Raw genomic sequence first — 18859 nt, forward strand, 5'->3', positions numbered from 1 at the left:
GTAGTATAAGAAATCTGTTCAACGTTCATGATTTACATGCTACGTTATACTATCGCGGGGTGGAGCAGCCCGGTAGCTCGTCGGGCTCATAACCCGAAGGCCGCAGGTTCAAATCCTGCCCCCGCAACCAACTTACAATCTCAACTCGGCACATACATAAGAATGCCCCTCGACCACGGAAGTGGATGAGGGGCATTTTTCTTTACTTGAACAACACTTTATCCACGTTGTACTTGGCCTTAAATTCGTTGATAATGTACGTCTCGTAAATTTCTCTATGGACGGGATCCTCGACCAAACAAACCTCGATTTTGGTCACTTCATTCCGCTTGTCCTTGATGACCGACGCCGTATCCTCGAAATGCTTTTTAATCCGGGGTCTTAGCTTCCGCGCCTTGCCGACGAACAGGAGCTCGTCCTTATCGTTATAGAACATAAAGATTCCCGCTTTATCTCTTGGAATCAGGATGAAATCCGTAAATCCGTAAATATGGCTGAGCTCGGGGGCCTCCTGCTTGTGAATCGTGACATCCGGCGTAGGTACCGTGATTTGTATCATGAACATCCACTCTCTCTTATGTGCTGATTTATTTACGGTTTCGAATCTGGGTTACATTCTATCCATTCTATCCATTATGATCAAACCCGTCCACCAATATGATACAATTTGACAAATGTAGAAAACGAGGTCTGCGTCGCGTATCCGGACGGCCGGCTGGCGCTGAGCGCGCGGATGCATGCGCACGGCCAATTTGAAGGGCCATCCTCTATTGCGGATGGCCCTTTTTAAATCGACTATTTAATATTCGCCTTTAATGACGAAAAACGAGCCGCGAATGGTGCCGGCCAGCTTGGACTTCTGCCTCGCAAACTTGAACTTCTCCTCCAGCTCCTTCGGCACTTCCATCCCCTCGGAGAGCTTGAAGCCGACGGCCCGCTTCTTAGGATCGTCTACCGTATACATGACGTTGAGCGACAAGCCGTCTTCATAAAAGACATATGTGAACAGGATATTCTCCACCTGAAAACGCGACGTTTCCAGCGGCTTGGCGGCAAACGCAATGTCCCGTTCTTCCTTCAGGATACGATTCACGTAATCAAGGCTCTCCTGGCTCTCGCTAGCCGGCACGACCGTGAAGGCATGCTCGTATTTGTTCATGAAGTAGCGGGCTTCGTTGGCACGCAAACCAGCCAGAGCTTCCGCTACAGGCGAAGACTCCAAACCTACCGTGGACACATCTTTAAAATCGACGACGTAAGACATTGAATTACCTCCAATTTTATCCTTTTATTTTGAACAAGAAAGATCGACTTTATGCTGCCGTTTCCGAATCTTCATTTCCTATCGGACACCTTTTAGTGTCATTTTCATTATAGGATACTTTGTTGGCATGTCAACTCTAAGTTCGCGCGAAAGGATATCGCGAACCGATTACAAAAAAAGAGGCAGCCCTTTTCGGACCACCCTTTGTTCCTTCTGCTGCGTGCTTCTTACTTTTCAAGCAAACAACCATTCTCTAAATAAAGCACGCGGTCGCACAACGGAAGTACGCGTTCGTCGTGCGTCACCAGGACCGCGCTTTTGCCACGCTCCTTCGCTTCCTCGGCGAGCATGCGCACGACATCCATGCCCCTGGACGCATCCAGGCTCGCCGTCGGCTCGTCCGCCAGCAGCACGGCCGGATCGTTCATCAAGGCTCTTGCGATCGCGACACGTTGACGCTCGCCTCCCGACAGCTTGTCGGGGTAGGCATTTCTGCGGTGATCCAATCCCAACTCGCGCAGCAGCTCCCGCGCGCGTTCGGTCGCATTCGTCTTGTCCATCCCGCCGAGCTTCGCGACGAGCATCAGTTGCTCCCGCACCTTCAGATAAGGGATCAAATTCGCGCTCTGAAAAATAAACCCCAGCTTGCGAAGCCGCATGTCGGACAACGCCTGCTTGTATTGGCCCGCGATCGCTTCCCCGTCCAGCAAGACTTCGCCGCTCGTCGGCTCGAGCAGGGCGCCCGCGATCGACAGGAACGTGCTCTTCCCCGAGCCTGATGGCCCCATGACCGCGACGAGCTCTCCTTCCGCCACCTGCAGGTTCAGCGCATCCAGTATCATACGGCGTTGGCCGCCGTCCTCGAAGGCATGCGTAACATTTCTCAAGATGAGTCTGTGTCTCATGCCGCCGCCCTCCCGATCGCATCCAGCGCGTCGATTCGGGTCACCTTCCACACCGACAGCAACGACCCGGCCAGAGACATCAAGATAAAAGCTGCGCATGTAAGCGCCAGCGTAGACAGCTGCAGCTGGAACGGCATGCCGTCAGGCAGGACCGCCTCCATCGCCCGGACAAGGAGCACGCTGACGATCAGGCTGGCCGTCGACAACAGCAGCACCTGCAGCGCGACGCTCCGCGCAAGGTAGGCGGTGCGCGTGCCGATGGCTTTCAGAATGCCGAATTGGCTAGTCTTCTGAATGGTGACGACATAGAAGAACACCGCCAGGACAAACGAAGCGATGACGAATAAAAATACGATCATCATCCACAGCGAGCCCTGCTCCTCTTTGTAGCCCGGTATCGCCGACACCGCATCGGATTTAGTGACGATCTCGGCGGCCGGCAGCGCTGCGGCAAGCTTGTTCGCGAGCGTCTTGTTCGCTTTGACGGCAATCGCGCTGTAGGTCGTGCCGCCCGCCGCTTCCGCCTTCGGCCCCGCTGCAGACTTGCGCTGAAGCTGCGCCCACTGATCCTCGCCAAGGAATACCGCCGGCGAATGGCTGAAGGACTCCTGGCTTACGAATCCGGCGACCGTCCATTTCAAGCCTGAAGCTTGATCGACGATCACCGTCCCGAGTCCGATCCCCGTGTCTTTCAGTTTGCGATCCACGAGTACCTCGCCTGGCGCTTGCGGCGAGATCGCCTTTCCTTCGGTAACCGCAGGCATCAACCAGCTGTTCGCCCGCATGCCGAGCAGCGTCACGTCCAGCTTTTGAGCGGTTCCGTCGGCCGTCACGGTCGTCATCTTGACCCCTAGCGGCTCGACGTTTTCCTCTCCCGCGCTCGCGCTTGCACGGTACAACAAGGATTCCCCGACTTCCGAACGGGTGAAGCGATGATTCGAGCCTTTTTCCATTATAAAATGCGTGGCATCCATATTCTGAATCGACGCCGCGTTGTCATAGGCAAGCCCCCGCGCAAGCCCGGTGACGAACAGGACCAGAAAGGCGACCAACAGGATGATCGCGGCGATGAGCGAATAACGGACTTTGGCAAATCTCATTTCCCGAATCGCCAGATACATTGCGCTTCCCTCCCTCTTGATGACCCTAGTTTAGGAAGCGAATATAAACGGCGCATAAATAACAAATTACAATTGCGGCAGCGTGACCGTGAAGCGGGTACCGCCGCCTGAAGAACTGCTAACCTCGATCGTTCCTCCATGCAGCTGCACGATTTTTTTCACGATGGCCAGCCCCAATCCCGTCCGGCCCGAAGCGCGTTCCCGCGCGCGGTCGACCCGATAGAACCGGTCGAACAGAAAGGGCAGATGCTCCGCCGCGATCCCTTCTCCGTTATCCGCGATCACGATGCGCGTGAACGACTGCGTCTGCTCCGCGCGGACTTCGATCGCCCGCCCCGAGGGGATGTGGTTCGCCGCATTGCCCAGCAGATTGGTCCATACCTGCATGAGCAGCACCTCATCGCCGTCCAACACAATCGAATCCGGGACGGACAGCTTGAGCAGCAGCTCCTTCTCCTCCAGCTGCCACTGCAGCATCTCCGCGGCTTGGCGGACGTGGCTGCTCAAGGAGAAACGCTTTTTGTTCAGCGCCTCCTCCCCTTGGTCGAGCGTGGACAGCAGGAGCAGCTGCTTGCTAAGCATGGACAGGTGACGGCTCTCGGCTTCGACGATGGAGGCATACTGCTCGCGCTCTTCCTTCGGCAGATCGTGCCGCGCCAATACTTTGGCGAATCCCTGTATGGCGGCGAGCGGCGATTGGATCTCATGCGACACGTTCGATACGAACTGCTGGCGCGCCTGGTCGACCCGCTCCAGCTCCCCGGTCATCGTCATAAAATGCTCGGCCAGCTGACCGATCTCATCGCGTCTGCCGGTAGCCAATCGAAGATTGTACTGGCCTTGCGCGAGACGCTTGGTCGCCTCGGTCAGCCTCGTGATGGGCTTGACGATATAGCGGGTGCTGATCAAAAAGAAAATAATGCTGATGAGAATCGTCAGCAATCCGACCAGGGCGAAGAAGGTGCGCAGCTCGCCGAACTGCAGCAGCACATCCGGCCGCATGAACAGCGCGTACCGCTTCTCGGACGATTGAACGGGCACGCCCACCGTGTTGCTCAGACGATTGTCGAAGAAGCCCGAGATGAATAGCTTGTTCGGGAACTGCGCTACGCCATGATAGACGCCCCCGCCAAGGACCCGGTCCATATCCTGCCTGTCCAGGTCCTGGACACGGAAGCTTCTCCCGTAGAAATGCGACTCCCCTTGCCCGTCCGTCACGTAGATCTCGTACCCCAGGTCCGCCGCATGACGAAGATAACGCTCCATTTCGGCCGGCTCCGCCTCGATGAACCCTTTCATTTGTTCGGCGATGGACACGAGCTTCTTATCGTTAAAGGGCTTGAGCTTGACATGGTAATAAAGGTTGGACGCAAGAAAGCCGAGTACGCTGCTGGCCAGAATGACCGCTAACGCGATCAGGAAAACGCGATAGTAGAGGGTTTTCATTTTTCCGTCACCATAAGCTTGTAGCCGATTCCGCGGATCGTCTGGATGGCGAAGTCGTCGGCGTAATCGGCGAACCGTTGGCGCAGCCGGTTGACGTGCACGTCGACCGTTCTCTCTTCCCCTTCATAATCCGGTCCCCATACGAGCCGGATCAATTCGTCCCGCGCGAACAGGCGTCCAGGGTACTGGGCCAGCTGGGCGAGAAGCTCGAACTCCTTCATCGGCAGCAAAAAAACCGATTGACCGTCGGAAACTTCGACGTTCTTGCGATCAATGGTTATGCGATGCATACGAATGATATCGTTCGATACGCGGCTGTAGCGGCGGAACAGCGCCTTGACCCGGAAGAGCAGCTCTTCCGGCTCGAAGGGCTTGGTCACGTAATCGTCCGTGCCTTTCAGATAGCCCTGCGCCTTGTCCGACAGCTGGTCCTTGGCCGTCAGCATAATGATCGGGATGTCGTAATGCTGCCGGATATGCTCGCACAGCTCCAGCCCGTCCATATGAGGCATCATGACATCGATGATCGCGATATCGATCGGCGTTCGCTCCAGCACCTTGGCCGCCTCTACCCCGTCCTGCGCTTCATGCACGCTGAAGCCTTCGCGGGTCATGACATAGCGTACCAGCGCGCGAATGCTCGGATCGTCGTCTGCCAGCAGCAAATGGTTCAATGCCGTTACCCCCGTTTCTTGTGCCTGCTTTCTTGTTAGCATAGCAGAAATCGGGGCAGGCGCATGCATGAGCAATCGTCCAGATGGATTCGTTCGCACCATCCTGCAAAAGTACATCATCCAAGGCCAGTATCGCGATTTTTTGCGATCTATCGCGCAAAAGTGCATGGTAGCTCGCCTCTTTGAGCGAGATGTCGTGTGTCTCGGGTGAAAATCCTGCACTTTTGCGCGATAGGCGAAGCGACGGGAAGATACGGATCCTGATCGTGTACTTTTGCACGATAGACGGTCCGGAATCAAAAAAAAACGGCAATAGCCTCAGCTATTGCCGAATTCAAGTTAGTCTAACACGGCTGTCATGTGCGCTTTTGTCACGGCCCAATGCGTAGCGCTCCAATACTTCGCCTTATCTTTGATGTATATAATCTGAGGCGATTCGTGCTTGACGCTCAAGTCCTCCGCGATTTGATTCGACACGGGACGGGATTCGATAACTTTGACCAGCGTAAAGTCCACATCGGGATTCGGCGAACCTTTTAGATACTCTTCATATTCGCGAAGCGCATTGGCGCTTACAGGACAAGTCGTGCTGTGCTTTAAAATAACCTGACCGCGTTCAGCGGATTGGGCCAACAGCGCATTCCACTCGTCGATCGTCGCAATCTCTCTCCAGGTCATCGTCGTACCTTCTTTCGTTTATTGAAGATCCAATATTGGATTGAATTGTATCATATTGCAGGACGGGACGAAAGCAAGCCTCGGCAGCGCCTTGGCATGACTCGTTTTGTTATTCATGCAGTTTCGGCTCTCCCGCGTTCGCCTGGATGAAGTATAATAATGCCAAGTAACTCGAAGGCTACACGCAGTTATCGTCCCACGAACGCTGCATGAAAAAGGAGACGGTCAGAGCCGCCATGGAATTATTTTTTACGATCTTGATTCTACTCGCGCTGGTTGGCGTATCCAACATCCTGAGCGGCAAATTCCCGCTCGTGCCCGTGCCGCTCATGCAGATCGCGCTCGGCATCATCATCGCCGCCATCCCGTCCGGCTTGCATATGCATCTCGAGCCCGAGCTGTTCTTCGTGCTGTTCATCGCGCCGCTGCTGTATAACGACGGCAAGCACGTGTCGAGGGCCGAACTATGGAAGCTGCGCGTCCCCATACTCCTGCTCGCCGTCGGCTTGGTGTTCGCGACCGTGTTCCTGATCGGCTATGCCATCCATTGGATGATCCCGTCGATCCCGCTGCCCGTCGCGTTCGGTCTTGCGGCCATCCTGTCGCCGACGGATGCCGTCGCAGTCGGCAGCTTGGCGGGCCGCATCCGGCTGCCGAACAGCCTCATGCACCTGCTCGAAGGCGAAGCGCTTATGAACGACGCGTCGGGTCTCGTCGCCTTCAAGTTCGCGATCGCCGCCGCGCTCACCGGCAGCTTCTCGTTGGCGAACGCGAGCGTCAGCTTCCTCTTCATCGCGATCGGCGGCCTCGCGGTCGGCGCGGTGACGGCGCTGCTCGTCTCCGGCATCCGGGTATGGCTTCGCCGGTCGGGTCTCGAGGACGAGACGATGCATATGCTCATCCACCTCTTGACGCCCTTCGCGCTGTATATGATCGCCGAGCAGCTTGGCGTATCCGGCATCCTGGCCGCCGTCGCCGGCGGCGTCGTGCACGCGATCGAACGCGACCGGATGTCCAGCATCAAGCCTTTGTCCAACGAGCTGTCCGATAACACATGGTCCGTCATCGTTTTCATTCTTAACGGACTTGTGTTCGTCATTCTCGGCCTGCAGCTGCCGAGCGTGTTCAACGAGGTATTTCAAGAGCCGACGCTGAACAACGGCGAGGTGATCGCTTACGCGGTCATCATCTTCCTCATGCTGCTCGTCCTTCGCTTTCTATGGGCGCTGGCCTTTTCTCGGGGCGGTCGATGGATCGGCAAGAAGACGGCAACCAACGTCAAAGTCTCGTTCCGAAAGCTCGCGATGACCGCCCTGTCCGGCGTGCGCGGCGCGGTGACGCTCGCCGGCGCCTTCTCGATCCCGCTGCTGCTGGACAACGGGGCGCCGTTCCCCGAACGAAGCCTCGTCATCTTCCTGTCGGCGGTCGTCATCCTGCTGTCGCTAATCGCCGCGAGCGCCCTCCTGCCACTGTTCGCGCAGCAGCCTGCGCAGAATAGAGCAGCGGAGCTCGCGGCTGCGGAACGCAAGGGAGAACGGCTGATCATGGGCGCCGCCATCCGCGCCGTCCACTCCGCGACGACCGAAGACAATGAAGTCGAGTCGGCGTCCGTCATCTCCGATTATGAGCGCTGGCGCAGAAATCCGGAATTGGACTTGCGTCGCATGCAGCACGGAAAATACGACCTGGAAGAGCGGGAGCTGCGGCTTAAAGCGATCGACGAGGAGCGGCGCACGGTGAACAAGCTGCTGCGGGAAGACCGGATCACCGAGACGCAAGCCGTGCTGTTCCAAAGCAACCTGGAGCAGATGTCGATGGTATTGTCGGTACGCACGAATCTGTTCAAGCTGCTGGTGAAATTCTGGCTGCGGGAGCTGAAGGCGATGCTGACCAAGCAAGAATCCCGGTTCAAGGCGATACGGGACTTGTCGCCGGCGGATCGGGAAGCGATCCGCGGCGTGAAGGTGCAAACGTGCGAAGCGGCGCTCTCCTCTCTCCGCACGGAACGTACGTGCGATGCCAGGGCGGCCGTCATGAGCCAATACGAGCATATGCTGGCAAAATTGACGTCTCCGTACTCGTTCGGGAAGCCCCCTGCAGGCGACGAAGAAGTGCGGCGCGACCTGCAGTGGATCGCCATTCAAGCCGAACGGGACGAGGTGCAATCGCTGTTCGAGCGAAACGAAATCACGCGCGACGTCGCCAACAAGCTGCGCCGCACGATTCGGACGCGCGAAGCGACGCTCTTGAGCGAGGCGCTCGACTAGTCTTCGTACGGTACGACGTATTTGTTGAAGATCGCGCGGTATTTATTTTCGAAAATGGCCCAGCGGACGAGGCCGTCCGCGCTTTTACTGAAATTCAGACTCTTTTTAGCGAAGCCGCGCTCGGCAAGAAACGGCTTTACATCGTGCTTGATCAGGTCGTTAAAGCGCTGCTGCAACACAATCCCTCCCGGTTTAACGCTTCTTACTAAATTATACCGGTTCCTGTACAACAAGAAAGACGCCTTGGGAAAAGGCGTCTTTCTTGTTCTACAGTCGGCGTGGTTCGGTTATGTCTTCGTCCATTCACCCGGCATATCCGCCCAAGTAACGCTCTACAGCGCCTCTTCGCCCCAGCCACCGCCATATCCACTCAAGTAACGCTCCACAGCGCCTCTTCGCCCCAGCCGCCCGGCATATCCGACCAAGTAACGCTCTACAGCGCCTCTTCGCCCCAGCCGCCCGGCATATCCGACCAAGTAACGCTCTACAGCGCCTCTTTGGCGGCGTGCTCCAGCTACTCTTGTCGTTCACAGGACACGCTCATCCGACGCTAGATTTGCCTCGAGCCGTCGGCTTTTTCGAAAAACGCCCCGTCCCGAAGATCGTTCACGAACCGCTGGAGCCATTCGTAGTAGCCGACGGCGTGCTTCAGCTTGTGCAGGTCCTGGAGGCAGAGCTTGCGTTCTTCGTCCGGCGTCGCCGCGTCCAGAATGACCTCGGACAGCTCCGGGATGGCCGTCTCGATGGCGCCGCGCATCACGTCGACCTCGCGCTGCAGCTTGGCGGCGAAGAAGTTGCGGAACGCCTGGAAGAAGTCCGTCTCGGCCGCGTACAGGTCCTTCCGTTCGTCCTTTTCCTTCAGCTTGGTCACCATCTTGGAATCCAGAAGCGACCGGACGGCGTAGCTCATGTTGCTCTTGCTCATGCTCATGTAGCCCTGCATGTCCTCGAGCGTCATCGGCTTATCCTCGAAGTACATGATCCCGTATAGCTGCCCGAACGTATAGTTCGCGCCGTACAAGTCCATCGTCTCCGCGATCGCGTCGATCACCTGATGACGAATCGCCTCCCGGGGCATCGACGGCTCTTTTAAGCTGCTGCTGGCTTTTTTCACGAACGAACCTCCTCCTCCGCACGCCGCCCGGCTCGCGCCTTTCGCGTTTGACCCGCCGTATTTTACGAAAATTTAATGCTCGCATGATCGAGCTTTAACCATCGAAATCCCAAATGAACGTACAATAATTTTTGAACAGACAGGCAATCCGGCTTCATTCAACGCTTATTATATCGAAGATCAAGAGATTTTTGAATCCTATTAAAGGAGGGGCTCCGACCACGCCATGAGACGGACAAGGCTCGCCTCGGAGGGGAAAGCGCTGCTGTTCACGCTGCCGGCGATGATTCCGCTCAGTCTATTCTGGTTTTACCCGCTCGGCTATGTCATCTACCTTAGCTTCACCGAATGGGACTTCATGAGTCCGGTCAAAACGTTCGTCGGGCTCGACAACTACCGGTACTTGTTCGAAAATCCCGAGTTCTACCAGACGCTTCGCGTCACGCTCCTCTTCTGCGTCGGCAGCGTGCTGCCGGTCATGGCAGCGGGGCTAGGGCTTGCCCTGCTTCTAAGCGGCAAGCGAAAAGGCGGCGCGATCTATCGCACGCTGATTTTCTCGCCTTGGGTAACGCCGACCGTGGCCGTCTCCATCGTCTGGTCCTGGATCTACGAGCCGGACGTCGGACTCGCGAATAACGCGCTGCACGCCTTCGGCCTGTCCGGGATTCGCTGGCTGGAGGATCCGAATTGGGCGCTCGTCAGCGTCCTCCTCGTCACCGTCTGGAAATCCGCCGGCTGGAGCATGATCTTCTATCTGGTGGCGATCGGCAACGTCCCGCCGGATTACCTGGAAGCGGCCGAGCTCGACGGCGCGAGCAGCTGGGACAAGTTCCGCCATGTCACGCTGCCGCTCATCTCGCCGACGACCTTTTTCCTGTTCGTCGTCCTGACGATCTCGTCGCTGCAGGCTTACGACCAGATCAACGTACTGACGCAGGGCGGACCGGCCGGCTCGACGCGAACGATGCTCTACTTCTACTACTTGTCGGCCTTTGACGCTTTCCAGATCGGGGAGGCTTCCGCCGTCGCCATTCTGCTCATCGTCGGATGCGTCGCGCTCTCCCTGCTATCGTTCGGGATCGGCCGCCGCACCGTTCATTACTCCTGATTCGCGAATCCGAAAGGCAGGGATATCGATGCACCAACGCAGCGGCGTCCGCCGCCTGCTCTCGCACCTTTTTCTCGCTGCAGCCGCGCTCCTCATGGCCTTTCCGTTTTACTGGATGGCGATGAGCGCGCTAAAGACGAACGATGAAATCTGGCAGTTTCCCCCGACGCTGTGGCCGCACGATCCGCTCTGGCGCAACTTCGCCGATGCGTGGGACGCCGCCCCGTTTGCCCGCTATCTGGGGAACAGCATTTTGGTCGCCTCGGTGATCGTCGTCATTCAGATTATTAATTCCGGGATGATGGCTTATGCCATGACGCACATGTCATTCCGGCTGAAGAACGCGTTTACGGCGCTGATCCTCATCGGCTACATGGTGCCGGTCACCGCCGTCTATCTGCCCGGCTATGTCGTGCTGAGCAACCTGGGCCTGCTGGACTCGTATGCCGGCATTATTCTCTCGAACTGCGTCAGCATCTTCTCGATCTTCCTCGTCCGCCAGGCGTTCCTCCAAGTCTCGCATGAGCTGGTGGAAGCGGGGCAGATCGACGGCGCCTCTCATTTGCGCATTTTGTGGACCATCGTATTCCCGCTCGCCCGCTCTTCCTTTGCGGTGCTGGCGCTCATCACTTTTATCGAGCAGTACAACAACTACTTCTGGCCGATGCTCATCACCAAAAATCCGGACCTGCAGCTCGTGTCGGCCGGCCTGCGAAGCTTCTTCGTGCAAGGAGGTGCATACGGGCTCAAGTGGCCGCTCATCATGGCCGCCAGCGCATTCACGATCCTGCCGCTGCTTGTTCTGTTCCTGCTGACGCAAAAGACGATCATGCAGAGCGTGAACCTGTCGGCCGGTGCCAGCAAGGGATAACGCAATCCATCTGTCGAGAGATTCATAGAGAACGGATAGGAACCTATATCAAAGAAAAGGCGGAGAGAACGACTTATGAAAACGATGAAAAAGACGACGGCGGGATTGGCAATTGCGACGATCATGGCTTTGACGGCTTGCGGCTCGAGCAATTCAGGCAATGCAGGATCGGCGGCATCGCCTTCCGTAGCGCCATCCTCCGAGGCACCCGCTTCGGCATCCGCGTCCGAGACGAGCCCGGCATCGGCAGAGACGCCGAAGGAGCCGGTCACGATCGAGTTCTGGTACGGCCTGGGCGGCAAGCTCGGCGAGAATATGCAGACGCTTATCGACAAGTTCAATGCCTCGCAGCAAGAAGTCATCGTGAAGCCGGTCGTTCAAGGCGACTATTCGGAGACGGAGAAGAAGCTCCAAGCGGCGATCGCTTCCGGCACCGTGCCGGCCGCAGTGCTGTCGTCGAACGTGGATTGGGCGCGCAAGGGCTACTACGCTTCCCTGGACGAGCTGATCGCGGCGTCCGCCGATTTTAACAAGGACGACGTCATCCCCACCTTCCTCGAGCAAGGCAAGGTGGACGGCAAGCAATACTTCCTGCCGATGTACGGCACCACGCAAGTGATGTATTACCGCAAGGACGCGCTGGAGAAGGCCGGCCTGAAGCCTGAGGATCTGAAGACTTGGGAAGTCCTGGCCAAGGCAGCCGAGAAGATGACCGTCAAGGAAGGCGGCAAAACGACGTTCTACGGCTGGGAGCCGATGTGGGGCTACGACAACATGATGGACGCCGTGCTTAGCAAGGGCGGCAAGATCCTGAGCGACGACGGCAAGACGGTGCTCATCGACTCTCCGGAGTGGGTGGATACGTGGGAGCTGTTCCGCAAGTGGATTCATGACGACAAGATCATGCGCATTCACTCCGGCGGCCAAGGCTGGGAGTACTGGTACAAGACGATCGACGACGTCATGAAGGGTCAAGCGGCAGGCTACACGGGCTCCAGCGGCGACCAAGGCGATCTCGACTTCAAGGTTGTCGGCGCGATGGAACAGCCCGGCTGGGAAGGCGTCGGCTCCGGCAAGCCGGTCGCCCAGGCGATCATGGCGGGTATCCCGGCGAAGGCGAGCGCGGAGCAGCAAGCGGCGGCGTTCAAGTGGTTCCAGTACTTCATGAGCGCGGAAAATACGGCGTTCTGGTCGATGAACACCGGCTATATCGCGGTGCGCCAGTCCGCCCAGGAGGATCCGGCCTTCGTGGAGTTCGGCAAGACGAATCCGCAGATCACGATTCCGCTGAAACAGGCGGCTCACGGCTCCTCGCCGTTCGCGGATCCGACCGGCGGCAAGATCTCCGATGCGCTGAAGGTGGCCGCGGACAACGTCCAGATCAAGAATATGCCGGCTGCGCAAGCGCTCAAGGCGGCTAAGGAAACCGCGCAGCGCGAGCTGGACCGCATCAACAAGTAGGAGGAACATGCATGGCGGTTCTGCACGCGGCGGGCGCGTCCTATCGGGTAGACGGTATTCTATTCGATAAGGACGGGACGCTGCTGGACTTCATCTATACGTGGGGGAACTGGAGCGAGCGGCTGCTCGCCCGGTTCTCCGCTTCGCTTAAGGAGAGGTCGCTGCCCCCGATCCGCGCCGATCTGGACGAGTTGTGGGGGGCGAACCGCTCGGAAGACGGCGGCCCCGTCGTCGATTACGATCGCAACGGACCGCTGGCCATGGGGACCGTAGACGAGATGCTGGCGATTCTGGCTTGGCACGGCTACCGATCCGGCCTGTCCTGGGCGGAGGCGAAGACGCTCGCGGCGGAGGCCAAGCTTGCGGCGGACGAGCGGCTCGAAGCGACGCGCGCGGCCCGCTTGCTGCCAGGCGTGCTGGACTTCCTCGAGGATTGCCGCCAAGCGGGCGTGCCGCTCGCCGTCGTGACGGCGGACGAGACGGAAGCCGCCCTCAAGCACCTGACGTGGCTCGGGATCCGGGAGCGATTCGACGCGATTGTGGGAACGGACCTGGTCGAGCGAGGCAAGCCTTATCCCGATATGGCGCTGCTCGCTTGCGAGCGGCTGGGACTTGGCAGCGGGCGCTTCGCGGTCGTCGGGGATACCACCGGCGATATGCGCATGGCCAAGGAAGCCGGAGCGGCCGCGGCGATTCTGATCGCCGAGCCCGGCTCATCGGCCGATCGCTCGGATGGGAACGGCGCGGATGCGGTCGTCGCCACCCTGCAGGAGCTATCCATCACGAAGGAAGACAGCCGGACATGAAAGGTGCGACGAGCATGGGATGGCTCCTGCTAAGCTTGGCAATTGCGTTCGAGCTCTCCGGCACGATCTCGATGAAGCTGTCGGAGAGCTTCACGCGTCTCGTTCCTTCGCTGCTGATGTTTCTGTTCTATGGCATCAGCTTTACTTGTCTGAACTTTGCGCTCGGGTACATGCAGGTCGCGGTCGTATACGCCATCTGGTCCGGCATCGGCATCGTCTTGATATCGATTGCGGGCTACATGATTTTCCAAGAGAAACTGCCGCTCAGCTCGATGCTATGGATCGGCATCATCATCGTCGGCGTCATCGGGTTGAACATCAGCAAAAACGGACACTAAGCGTTTATTCGGCAAGGGGGACCATCATGAGGCAAGACGGCAACAAACCGCTAATCGAGTTTCAAGTCATTACCGATACGCATGTGACGGCGGATCCGGACCATCTCTACAACCGGAATTTCGAGCAGGCCTTGAAAGACATCGCGGCCGGCGCGCCGGACAGCGTCGGCATCATGCATGCCGGGGACGTGACCGACCATGGGTTTCCAGGAGAATACGAAGAGCTGCGGCGGATCGTCGGACTTTATAAGGATAAGCTGCCTCCCATTTATATGGCGACAGGCAATCACGACGTAGGGCTGGGCATCTGGGAATCGCGCCTGGGCAGCTTCCTGGCCGCGACGGGCATGTCGGCCGCCTACCACGATCACTGGATCGAAGGCTATGCTTTCTTTTTCCTCGGAACCGAGCAGGGCCTGGAGCTGTTTTGCGATCTGTCGGAGGCGCAACTTGAGTGGCTGGACGCCAAGCTAGAAGAAGCAGCAAAGTCAGGCAAGCCGGCGTTCGTTTTTCTCCACCAACCGCTGATGAACACGACGGCCGGATCGATGGAAGAGCAGAAGTGGTATGGCGTGACGCAAGACGATGAGCTGAAGGCGATCCTGGCGAAGTATCCGCGCACCTTCCTTTTCACCGGTCACGGTCATTGGGAGATGGAAGCCCCGCGCAATCATGCGGGCGGAGAAGGCGGACTCCCGGCCATGTTCAATGCGGCATCCGTCGCCTACTTGTGGACGGACGAGGATGTACGAAGAGAAGGCAGCCAGGGCTACTACGTGGAAGTCTACGAAGATTGGGTGCTCGTGAAAGGCAGGGATTTCACCACGGGGACGTGGGTGGGGTCGGCGCAGTACGAGGTGTCTCTGGGACCGGTTATCTCCGTTCGTGAAAGTTAGAGTTTACGATACGGTTTAACATAACAACAAATCGAAAGGCACCCGATAGGGTGCCTTTAAATAATCCGTCATAAGCCTTCACTCTCGTTATCGGGTTGAAGTGACGTTATCAAACTAAACAGTTTATGAAAAAAATAACAAAAAAGGTTTTGACGAACAACCTAAAATGTGGGAAAATGTCGAATGATGCTTATATATGGAGGGGTTATGAAATGAAAAAGAGAATGACAAGACACATCGCAAAGCTGGCACCCTTGCCGCTGACTTTGGCTCTGGTGCTTAGCGCATGCGGCGGATCCAATGAAAAAGAGAATGCGACTTCGTCCGCAACAGTTTCCCAAAGTGCAAGCCCAAGTGCAAGCCCTTCCGCTTCCCCAATCGCGAGCCCGAGTTCAAGTCCCTCGGCAAGCCCCAGCGCGAGTCCATCCGATGCCGGTACGGGTGCCGCATCGACGTCGGGCTACAAACTGTACAAAGACGATACTAACCAAATCAGCGTTGAATACCCCGAGGATTGGACGCCAGTCGATAATATCGCCGGCGTCGCCGTTGCCTTCCTCTCTCCTGCAGAGGGCGCTGACGACACGTTCCAAGAGAACGTAAACCTCGTTGTACAAGATCTGGGAGGACAAGCCATCGACTTGGATCAGTACATGACGCTATCAAAGGAACAACTTGGTCAGGTCATCACCAATTATGAATTCATTGACGACGAGCGGGTCAAAGCCGATAATGGGCTCGACGTTGCTTTGCTCGACTATACAGGCCAGCAAGGCCAACACGATCTCTATTGGCGCCAAGCCGTTATGATTAATGGCGGTAAGGCCTATGTATTTACCTATAGCGCAACCGAAGATAAGTTCGATAAGTTTGGCGAGCAAGCCGCAAACATTTTGAGCTCTTTAACTTTCTATTAATCTGTTCCTATTTTACTTTTATAAGCGAATGTCATAAAACGACCCGCTAAGCGAGCACTCGATCTTCGTGCGCGCTCCTTGCGGGTCGTTCGTGTTCCTACTCCTCTTCGCCTTCGCAAACGACTTCGGTAAACTGATTTAACGGAAACAGCGTAGGCACCCGCCGCCCCGGCATCTTGATAAACTCGACGAAATCTTTGCCGACCCGGATGAGTCTCCCGTGAAGCTCGCCGATATCCTCCGCGATGGCCGTCACATCGAATGGCTTTGTTCTTTTAACTGGCTCGTTGAGAACTACAAAAAAGAGGTTTGGGTATCCACGACCGTCGACCCCACCTTAAAAGAGGCTGATGTCACTTTGGAGAGCTTGCCCGTCGTCCTCGTCAGCTGCGGAAAACCGGGTTGGAACACCGTGACCGTCCGGCCGGCGAGGGGCTTTAGACGTTGAGCCAACGTGATGTTCTGAGGCGCAGGACAGCCTTGAATGTCCTTCTTACCCAAGCAAACACCCCTGAAAGGTTGTTGGCTCTTATTTTATTCTAAGCCCCGGACAAGGTACGGGCACGCCGCAAAATCGTGACACGCGATCACTTCCCTATTCGCGCCTTTCGCTTCTCGTTTAAGGCTTTCAAATCTTCGATGAAGAACTTCATCAAATTGGGCCTCCTTCTGACCGCAAGCGGATGATAGGTGAAGCCGATGGGCGTATCCTGGTACGCGAGCCAGCTGCCCCGGAGCGACTTGACACTGGCATCCTCGAGATCCGGCAACAACGCTTCGGAGACGACATTGCCGAATCCAAACAAGACAAGCGGGCGCTTCTGCATGATCTGCATCTGCAGATGGGGAAGGCAAGCCACTCTAGCCTCCGGCTTATTGTAGGCGCGCAGCGGCCGGCATTTCAGCAGATAGCTCACAAATACGTCGCTCGTATCGATACCCGCTTCCCGCATGCCCAGTTGGAGCGTCTCCCGAGTGCCGCAAAGAAACGCATGGCCTTCCCGGTCCTCCCTCGCGCCGGGATTGTCCAGAATCATCATGATCGGCGCGCCCGGGCTGCCTTCTCCCCATACGACGCGGGTCCGCTGCTTGGACAGCTCGCAAAGCTGGCAGTTCTCGATGCCTTCGGGCACCCGTTCTTCAGGCAGGATCACATAGGGGCGATTCGTTTCCATACGGCGCAGCTCCGTCCTCGCACAGTCGATGCATCCATTATGCCCATCCATGGACTCCCAAACCTGGCCCGCTTCGCTCTAAGTTCGGTATGGATCTCCTTCTAGCTAGCGTGGAGCGATGGCTGCCTCAATACGATCCAATAAGCGATGACGGCATTGGTTGACGACAAAAAAGGCGGCCGGATGGCCGCCATGCGTGGGCGCTTTGTTTATTTCATTTTTAACGCCTCGGCCGCGTTCTTCTGATCGCTGGCCAGAAGCAGCTTCAGATCGTAAGCAGGGTAAAGGCCTTTGCTTTGCATAAAGGCGAACACCTTGTAGTGCAGCTGGATCGCCTGATTCAGCTGCTTCACGAGCGTATCGCGCAGCGAGGGCGTTGCCGTCTCCGTGATAGCGATCGCGTAGTTGCGAACGGCGGTCTTGGCGAAAAGCAGCAGATGCGCCGCGAAGAAAGCCGTTTTGTCGTCCGTCCCGGTACGCAGCTCGCTTGTCGGAGCCGCCTGGTAATAGGGAAGCAGCTCCTTCAGGTTTTGCTCCAGCGAGCGAATCGTCTCATGATACAGCTGCCGGAGTCCGGCGTCCTTCACTTCCGCGATATGCATTTTGAACGCCATCAGATGATTCGATTGGAAAGCGACCGTCTCGTGCAGCTCCATCGTCTCGTGCCACGCCAGGTGCTGGGCTTGGGGTTGTGTCTGCCTTTGGTTTTCGTACAATCGGGTTACCTCCATCGCATTGAATGGGATACTGTATGCCCGATTGCCTAGATAAGTATGTTGTCCGCCCAGAAAGCCCTAATAACTCGCGAATTCTTCGATGACTAGCAGCTCGTCTTCCGTAAGCGCCCTCTGAACGGAATTCCGATATGCCTCGACGACGTCGGAATCCCGCACACGGTATCCGCGAGCGCCGATAAACCGAAAAAAATGCTTGCCGATTTTGCGCGATTAAAAATATGCGAAATATTCACTTCGAGAAATAATGCCCCTGCTCCAGATCCGGGATGAGCGCGGCGTATACCGGACGCCATCCTAGAAGCGCCTGCGTCTGCGCGCTCGACCTCGGGATGTCGAGCGATGCCAGCATCCCCAGGAAGCCGAAGTGGGCGTTCGCTTCTTCGCGCGAGATGCTGACTACTGGCACGTTCAGGCGCTTGCCGATGATGCTTGCGATGTCGCGGAACGGCACGCCCTCGTCGTGTACGCCGTCCAGCCGCGCGCCTGCCGGAGCGGACTCCACGGCCAAGCGGAATAGAGACGCCGCATCCAAACGGTGTACGGCCGGCCAACGGTTGGTGCCGTCGCCGATAAAGGCAGATACGCCTTTTTCGCGGGCGATGTCGATCAGTCTCGGTACGAAGCCCTTGTCGCTCTCGCCGTGTACGGTCGGCGCAAGCGACACGATCGATGCCCGTACGTCTTGCTCCACCAGCGCCAACGCGGCATTTTCCGACGCTTCCCCGTTCGCGTGCGCCGTAATGACGAACGGCTTGCCGGAGCCCTTGAGCGCCGCGCCCATCGCTTCGACGGCACGGAGATCCATGCCGAGCGAACCGGCGAAGTCGGAGAAGTCGTGCCTGAACGCCAGGTGAATGACGCCGTCCGCAGCTGCGGCTCCGCTCCGAAGGCTGTCCAGATCTTCAAGCGTTCCCGTATGCGCCTCGGCTCCCGCTGCCACCAGCGCTGCGGCGCCGCGCTCCGAACGCGTCAAGCCGACGACCTGATGACCCGCCCCAATCAACTCGCTGACGACGGCCGAACCGATATACCCCGTTGCTCCCGTGACGAAAATTCGCATCCTGATCTCTCCTTAGGCTTT

At 57.4% G+C, this 18859-nt stretch carries 21 protein-coding genes and 1 tRNA gene; 9 read left to right on the top strand and 13 right to left on the bottom strand.

The annotated features are described in order from the left end of the window. Window positions 1-53 precede the first annotated feature (53 nt). Window positions 54-130, top strand: a tRNA-Met gene (locus tag BM235_RS23610). 72 nt (window positions 131-202) lie between these two features. Here BM235_RS23610 and BM235_RS23615 read toward each other — a convergent pair. The 7 genes from BM235_RS23615 to ytxJ form a co-directional block, all read right to left on the bottom strand. Then, window positions 203-559 carry a nucleotide excision repair endonuclease gene (locus tag BM235_RS23615; RefSeq protein WP_090116880.1) on the bottom strand — a complete coding sequence of 119 codons (357 nt, stop codon included), beginning with the start codon at window positions 557-559 and terminating at the stop codon, window positions 203-205. Between the two features lie 240 nt (window positions 560-799). Next, window positions 800-1264: a phage tail protein gene (locus BM235_RS23620; protein ID WP_090116713.1), complete on the bottom strand. Its 465-nt coding sequence runs from the start codon at window positions 1262-1264 to the stop codon at window positions 800-802. A 227-nt stretch (window positions 1265-1491) separates the two neighbouring features. Next, a complete protein-coding gene (locus BM235_RS23625; RefSeq protein ID WP_090116714.1) occupies window positions 1492-2169 on the bottom strand; it encodes an ABC transporter ATP-binding protein in 678 nt (225 codons plus the stop codon). Then, entirely contained in the window at window positions 2166-3290 is a 1125-nt protein-coding gene (locus BM235_RS23630; RefSeq protein WP_090116715.1) for an ABC transporter permease, read from the bottom strand. The genes BM235_RS23625 and BM235_RS23630 overlap by 4 nt, the downstream gene beginning before the upstream one ends. A 66-nt stretch (window positions 3291-3356) precedes the next feature. Further along, the gene (locus BM235_RS23635; protein WP_090116716.1) at window positions 3357-4736 is read right to left on the bottom strand and encodes a sensor histidine kinase; all 1380 of its coding nucleotides are present in this window, start codon (window positions 4734-4736) and stop codon (window positions 3357-3359) included. Beyond that, the gene (locus BM235_RS23640; RefSeq protein WP_255374556.1) at window positions 4733-5410 is read right to left on the bottom strand and encodes a response regulator transcription factor; all 678 of its coding nucleotides are present in this window, start codon (window positions 5408-5410) and stop codon (window positions 4733-4735) included. Before BM235_RS23640 ends, BM235_RS23635 begins: the two co-directional genes overlap by 4 nt. 339 nt (window positions 5411-5749) lie before the next feature. Next, the gene (gene ytxJ / locus BM235_RS23645; RefSeq protein WP_090116717.1) at window positions 5750-6088 is read right to left on the bottom strand and encodes a bacillithiol system redox-active protein YtxJ; all 339 of its coding nucleotides are present in this window, start codon (window positions 6086-6088) and stop codon (window positions 5750-5752) included. A 236-nt stretch (window positions 6089-6324) separates the two neighbouring features. Between ytxJ and BM235_RS23650 the strand changes: the two genes are divergently transcribed. Next, complete coding sequence (locus BM235_RS23650; RefSeq protein WP_090116882.1) at window positions 6325-8355, top strand: Na+/H+ antiporter; 2031 nt, start codon at window positions 6325-6327, stop codon at window positions 8353-8355. Here BM235_RS23650 and BM235_RS23655 read toward each other — a convergent pair. Together BM235_RS23655 and BM235_RS23660 are read right to left on the bottom strand one after the other, a co-directional pair. Next, window positions 8352-8531, bottom strand: coding sequence for a hypothetical protein (locus BM235_RS23655; protein WP_177244274.1), 180 nt, complete (start codon window positions 8529-8531; stop codon window positions 8352-8354). The genes BM235_RS23650 and BM235_RS23655 overlap by 4 nt on opposite strands. Before the next feature lie 374 nt (window positions 8532-8905). Beyond that, a complete protein-coding gene (locus tag BM235_RS23660) occupies window positions 8906-9433 on the bottom strand; it encodes a GbsR/MarR family transcriptional regulator (RefSeq protein ID WP_090116883.1) in 528 nt (175 codons plus the stop codon). 262 nt (window positions 9434-9695) lie between these two features. On the opposite strand from BM235_RS23660, the gene BM235_RS23665 reads away from it, so the two are divergent. The 7 genes from BM235_RS23665 (at window position 9696) to BM235_RS32160 (ending at window position 15866) form a co-directional block, all read left to right on the top strand. Next, window positions 9696-10577 (top strand): carbohydrate ABC transporter permease, encoded by an 882-nt coding sequence (locus BM235_RS23665; RefSeq protein WP_090116719.1) that lies wholly within the window; start codon window positions 9696-9698, stop codon window positions 10575-10577. 28 nt (window positions 10578-10605) lie between these two features. Continuing rightward, window positions 10606-11448, top strand: a complete 843-nt coding sequence (locus BM235_RS23670) for a carbohydrate ABC transporter permease (RefSeq protein ID WP_090116720.1) — start codon at window positions 10606-10608, stop codon at window positions 11446-11448. Window positions 11449-11523: 75 nt separating this feature from the next. Further along, the gene (locus tag BM235_RS23675) at window positions 11524-12909 is read left to right on the top strand and encodes an ABC transporter substrate-binding protein (protein WP_090116721.1); all 1386 of its coding nucleotides are present in this window, start codon (window positions 11524-11526) and stop codon (window positions 12907-12909) included. Between the two features lie 11 nt (window positions 12910-12920). Continuing rightward, complete coding sequence (locus tag BM235_RS23680; protein ID WP_090116722.1) at window positions 12921-13715, top strand: HAD family hydrolase; 795 nt, start codon at window positions 12921-12923, stop codon at window positions 13713-13715. After that, window positions 13712-14053, top strand: a complete 342-nt coding sequence (locus BM235_RS23685) for a DMT family transporter (protein ID WP_090116723.1) — start codon at window positions 13712-13714, stop codon at window positions 14051-14053. Before BM235_RS23680 ends, BM235_RS23685 begins: the two co-directional genes overlap by 4 nt. Window positions 14054-14079: 26 nt before the next feature. Continuing rightward, entirely contained in the window at window positions 14080-14949 is an 870-nt protein-coding gene (locus BM235_RS23690) for a metallophosphoesterase family protein (RefSeq protein WP_090116724.1), read from the top strand. 212 nt (window positions 14950-15161) lie between these two features. Continuing rightward, complete coding sequence (locus BM235_RS32160) at window positions 15162-15866, top strand: PsbP-related protein (protein WP_110468991.1); 705 nt, start codon at window positions 15162-15164, stop codon at window positions 15864-15866. Between the two features lie 97 nt (window positions 15867-15963). Here BM235_RS32160 and BM235_RS32700 read toward each other — a convergent pair whose 3' ends face one another. The 4 genes from BM235_RS32700 to BM235_RS23715 all read right to left on the bottom strand — a co-directional run bounded on the left by BM235_RS32700 (window position 15964) and on the right by BM235_RS23715 (window position 18838). Next, window positions 15964-16122, bottom strand: a complete 159-nt coding sequence (locus BM235_RS32700) for a hypothetical protein (RefSeq protein WP_255374557.1) — start codon at window positions 16120-16122, stop codon at window positions 15964-15966. 331 nt (window positions 16123-16453) lie between these two features. Further along, window positions 16454-17041, bottom strand: a complete 588-nt coding sequence (locus BM235_RS23705; protein ID WP_090116725.1) for a uracil-DNA glycosylase — start codon at window positions 17039-17041, stop codon at window positions 16454-16456. Between the two features lie 209 nt (window positions 17042-17250). After that, entirely contained in the window at window positions 17251-17757 is a 507-nt protein-coding gene (locus BM235_RS23710) for a spore coat protein (RefSeq protein WP_304441420.1), read from the bottom strand. Between the two features lie 250 nt (window positions 17758-18007). Then, window positions 18008-18838 (bottom strand): SDR family oxidoreductase, encoded by an 831-nt coding sequence (locus BM235_RS23715; RefSeq protein WP_090116727.1) that lies wholly within the window; start codon window positions 18836-18838, stop codon window positions 18008-18010. Window positions 18839-18859 lie beyond the last annotated feature (21 nt).

The organism is Cohnella sp. OV330, from assembly GCF_900112065.1.
Taxonomy (GTDB): domain Bacteria; phylum Bacillota; class Bacilli; order Paenibacillales; family Paenibacillaceae; genus Cohnella.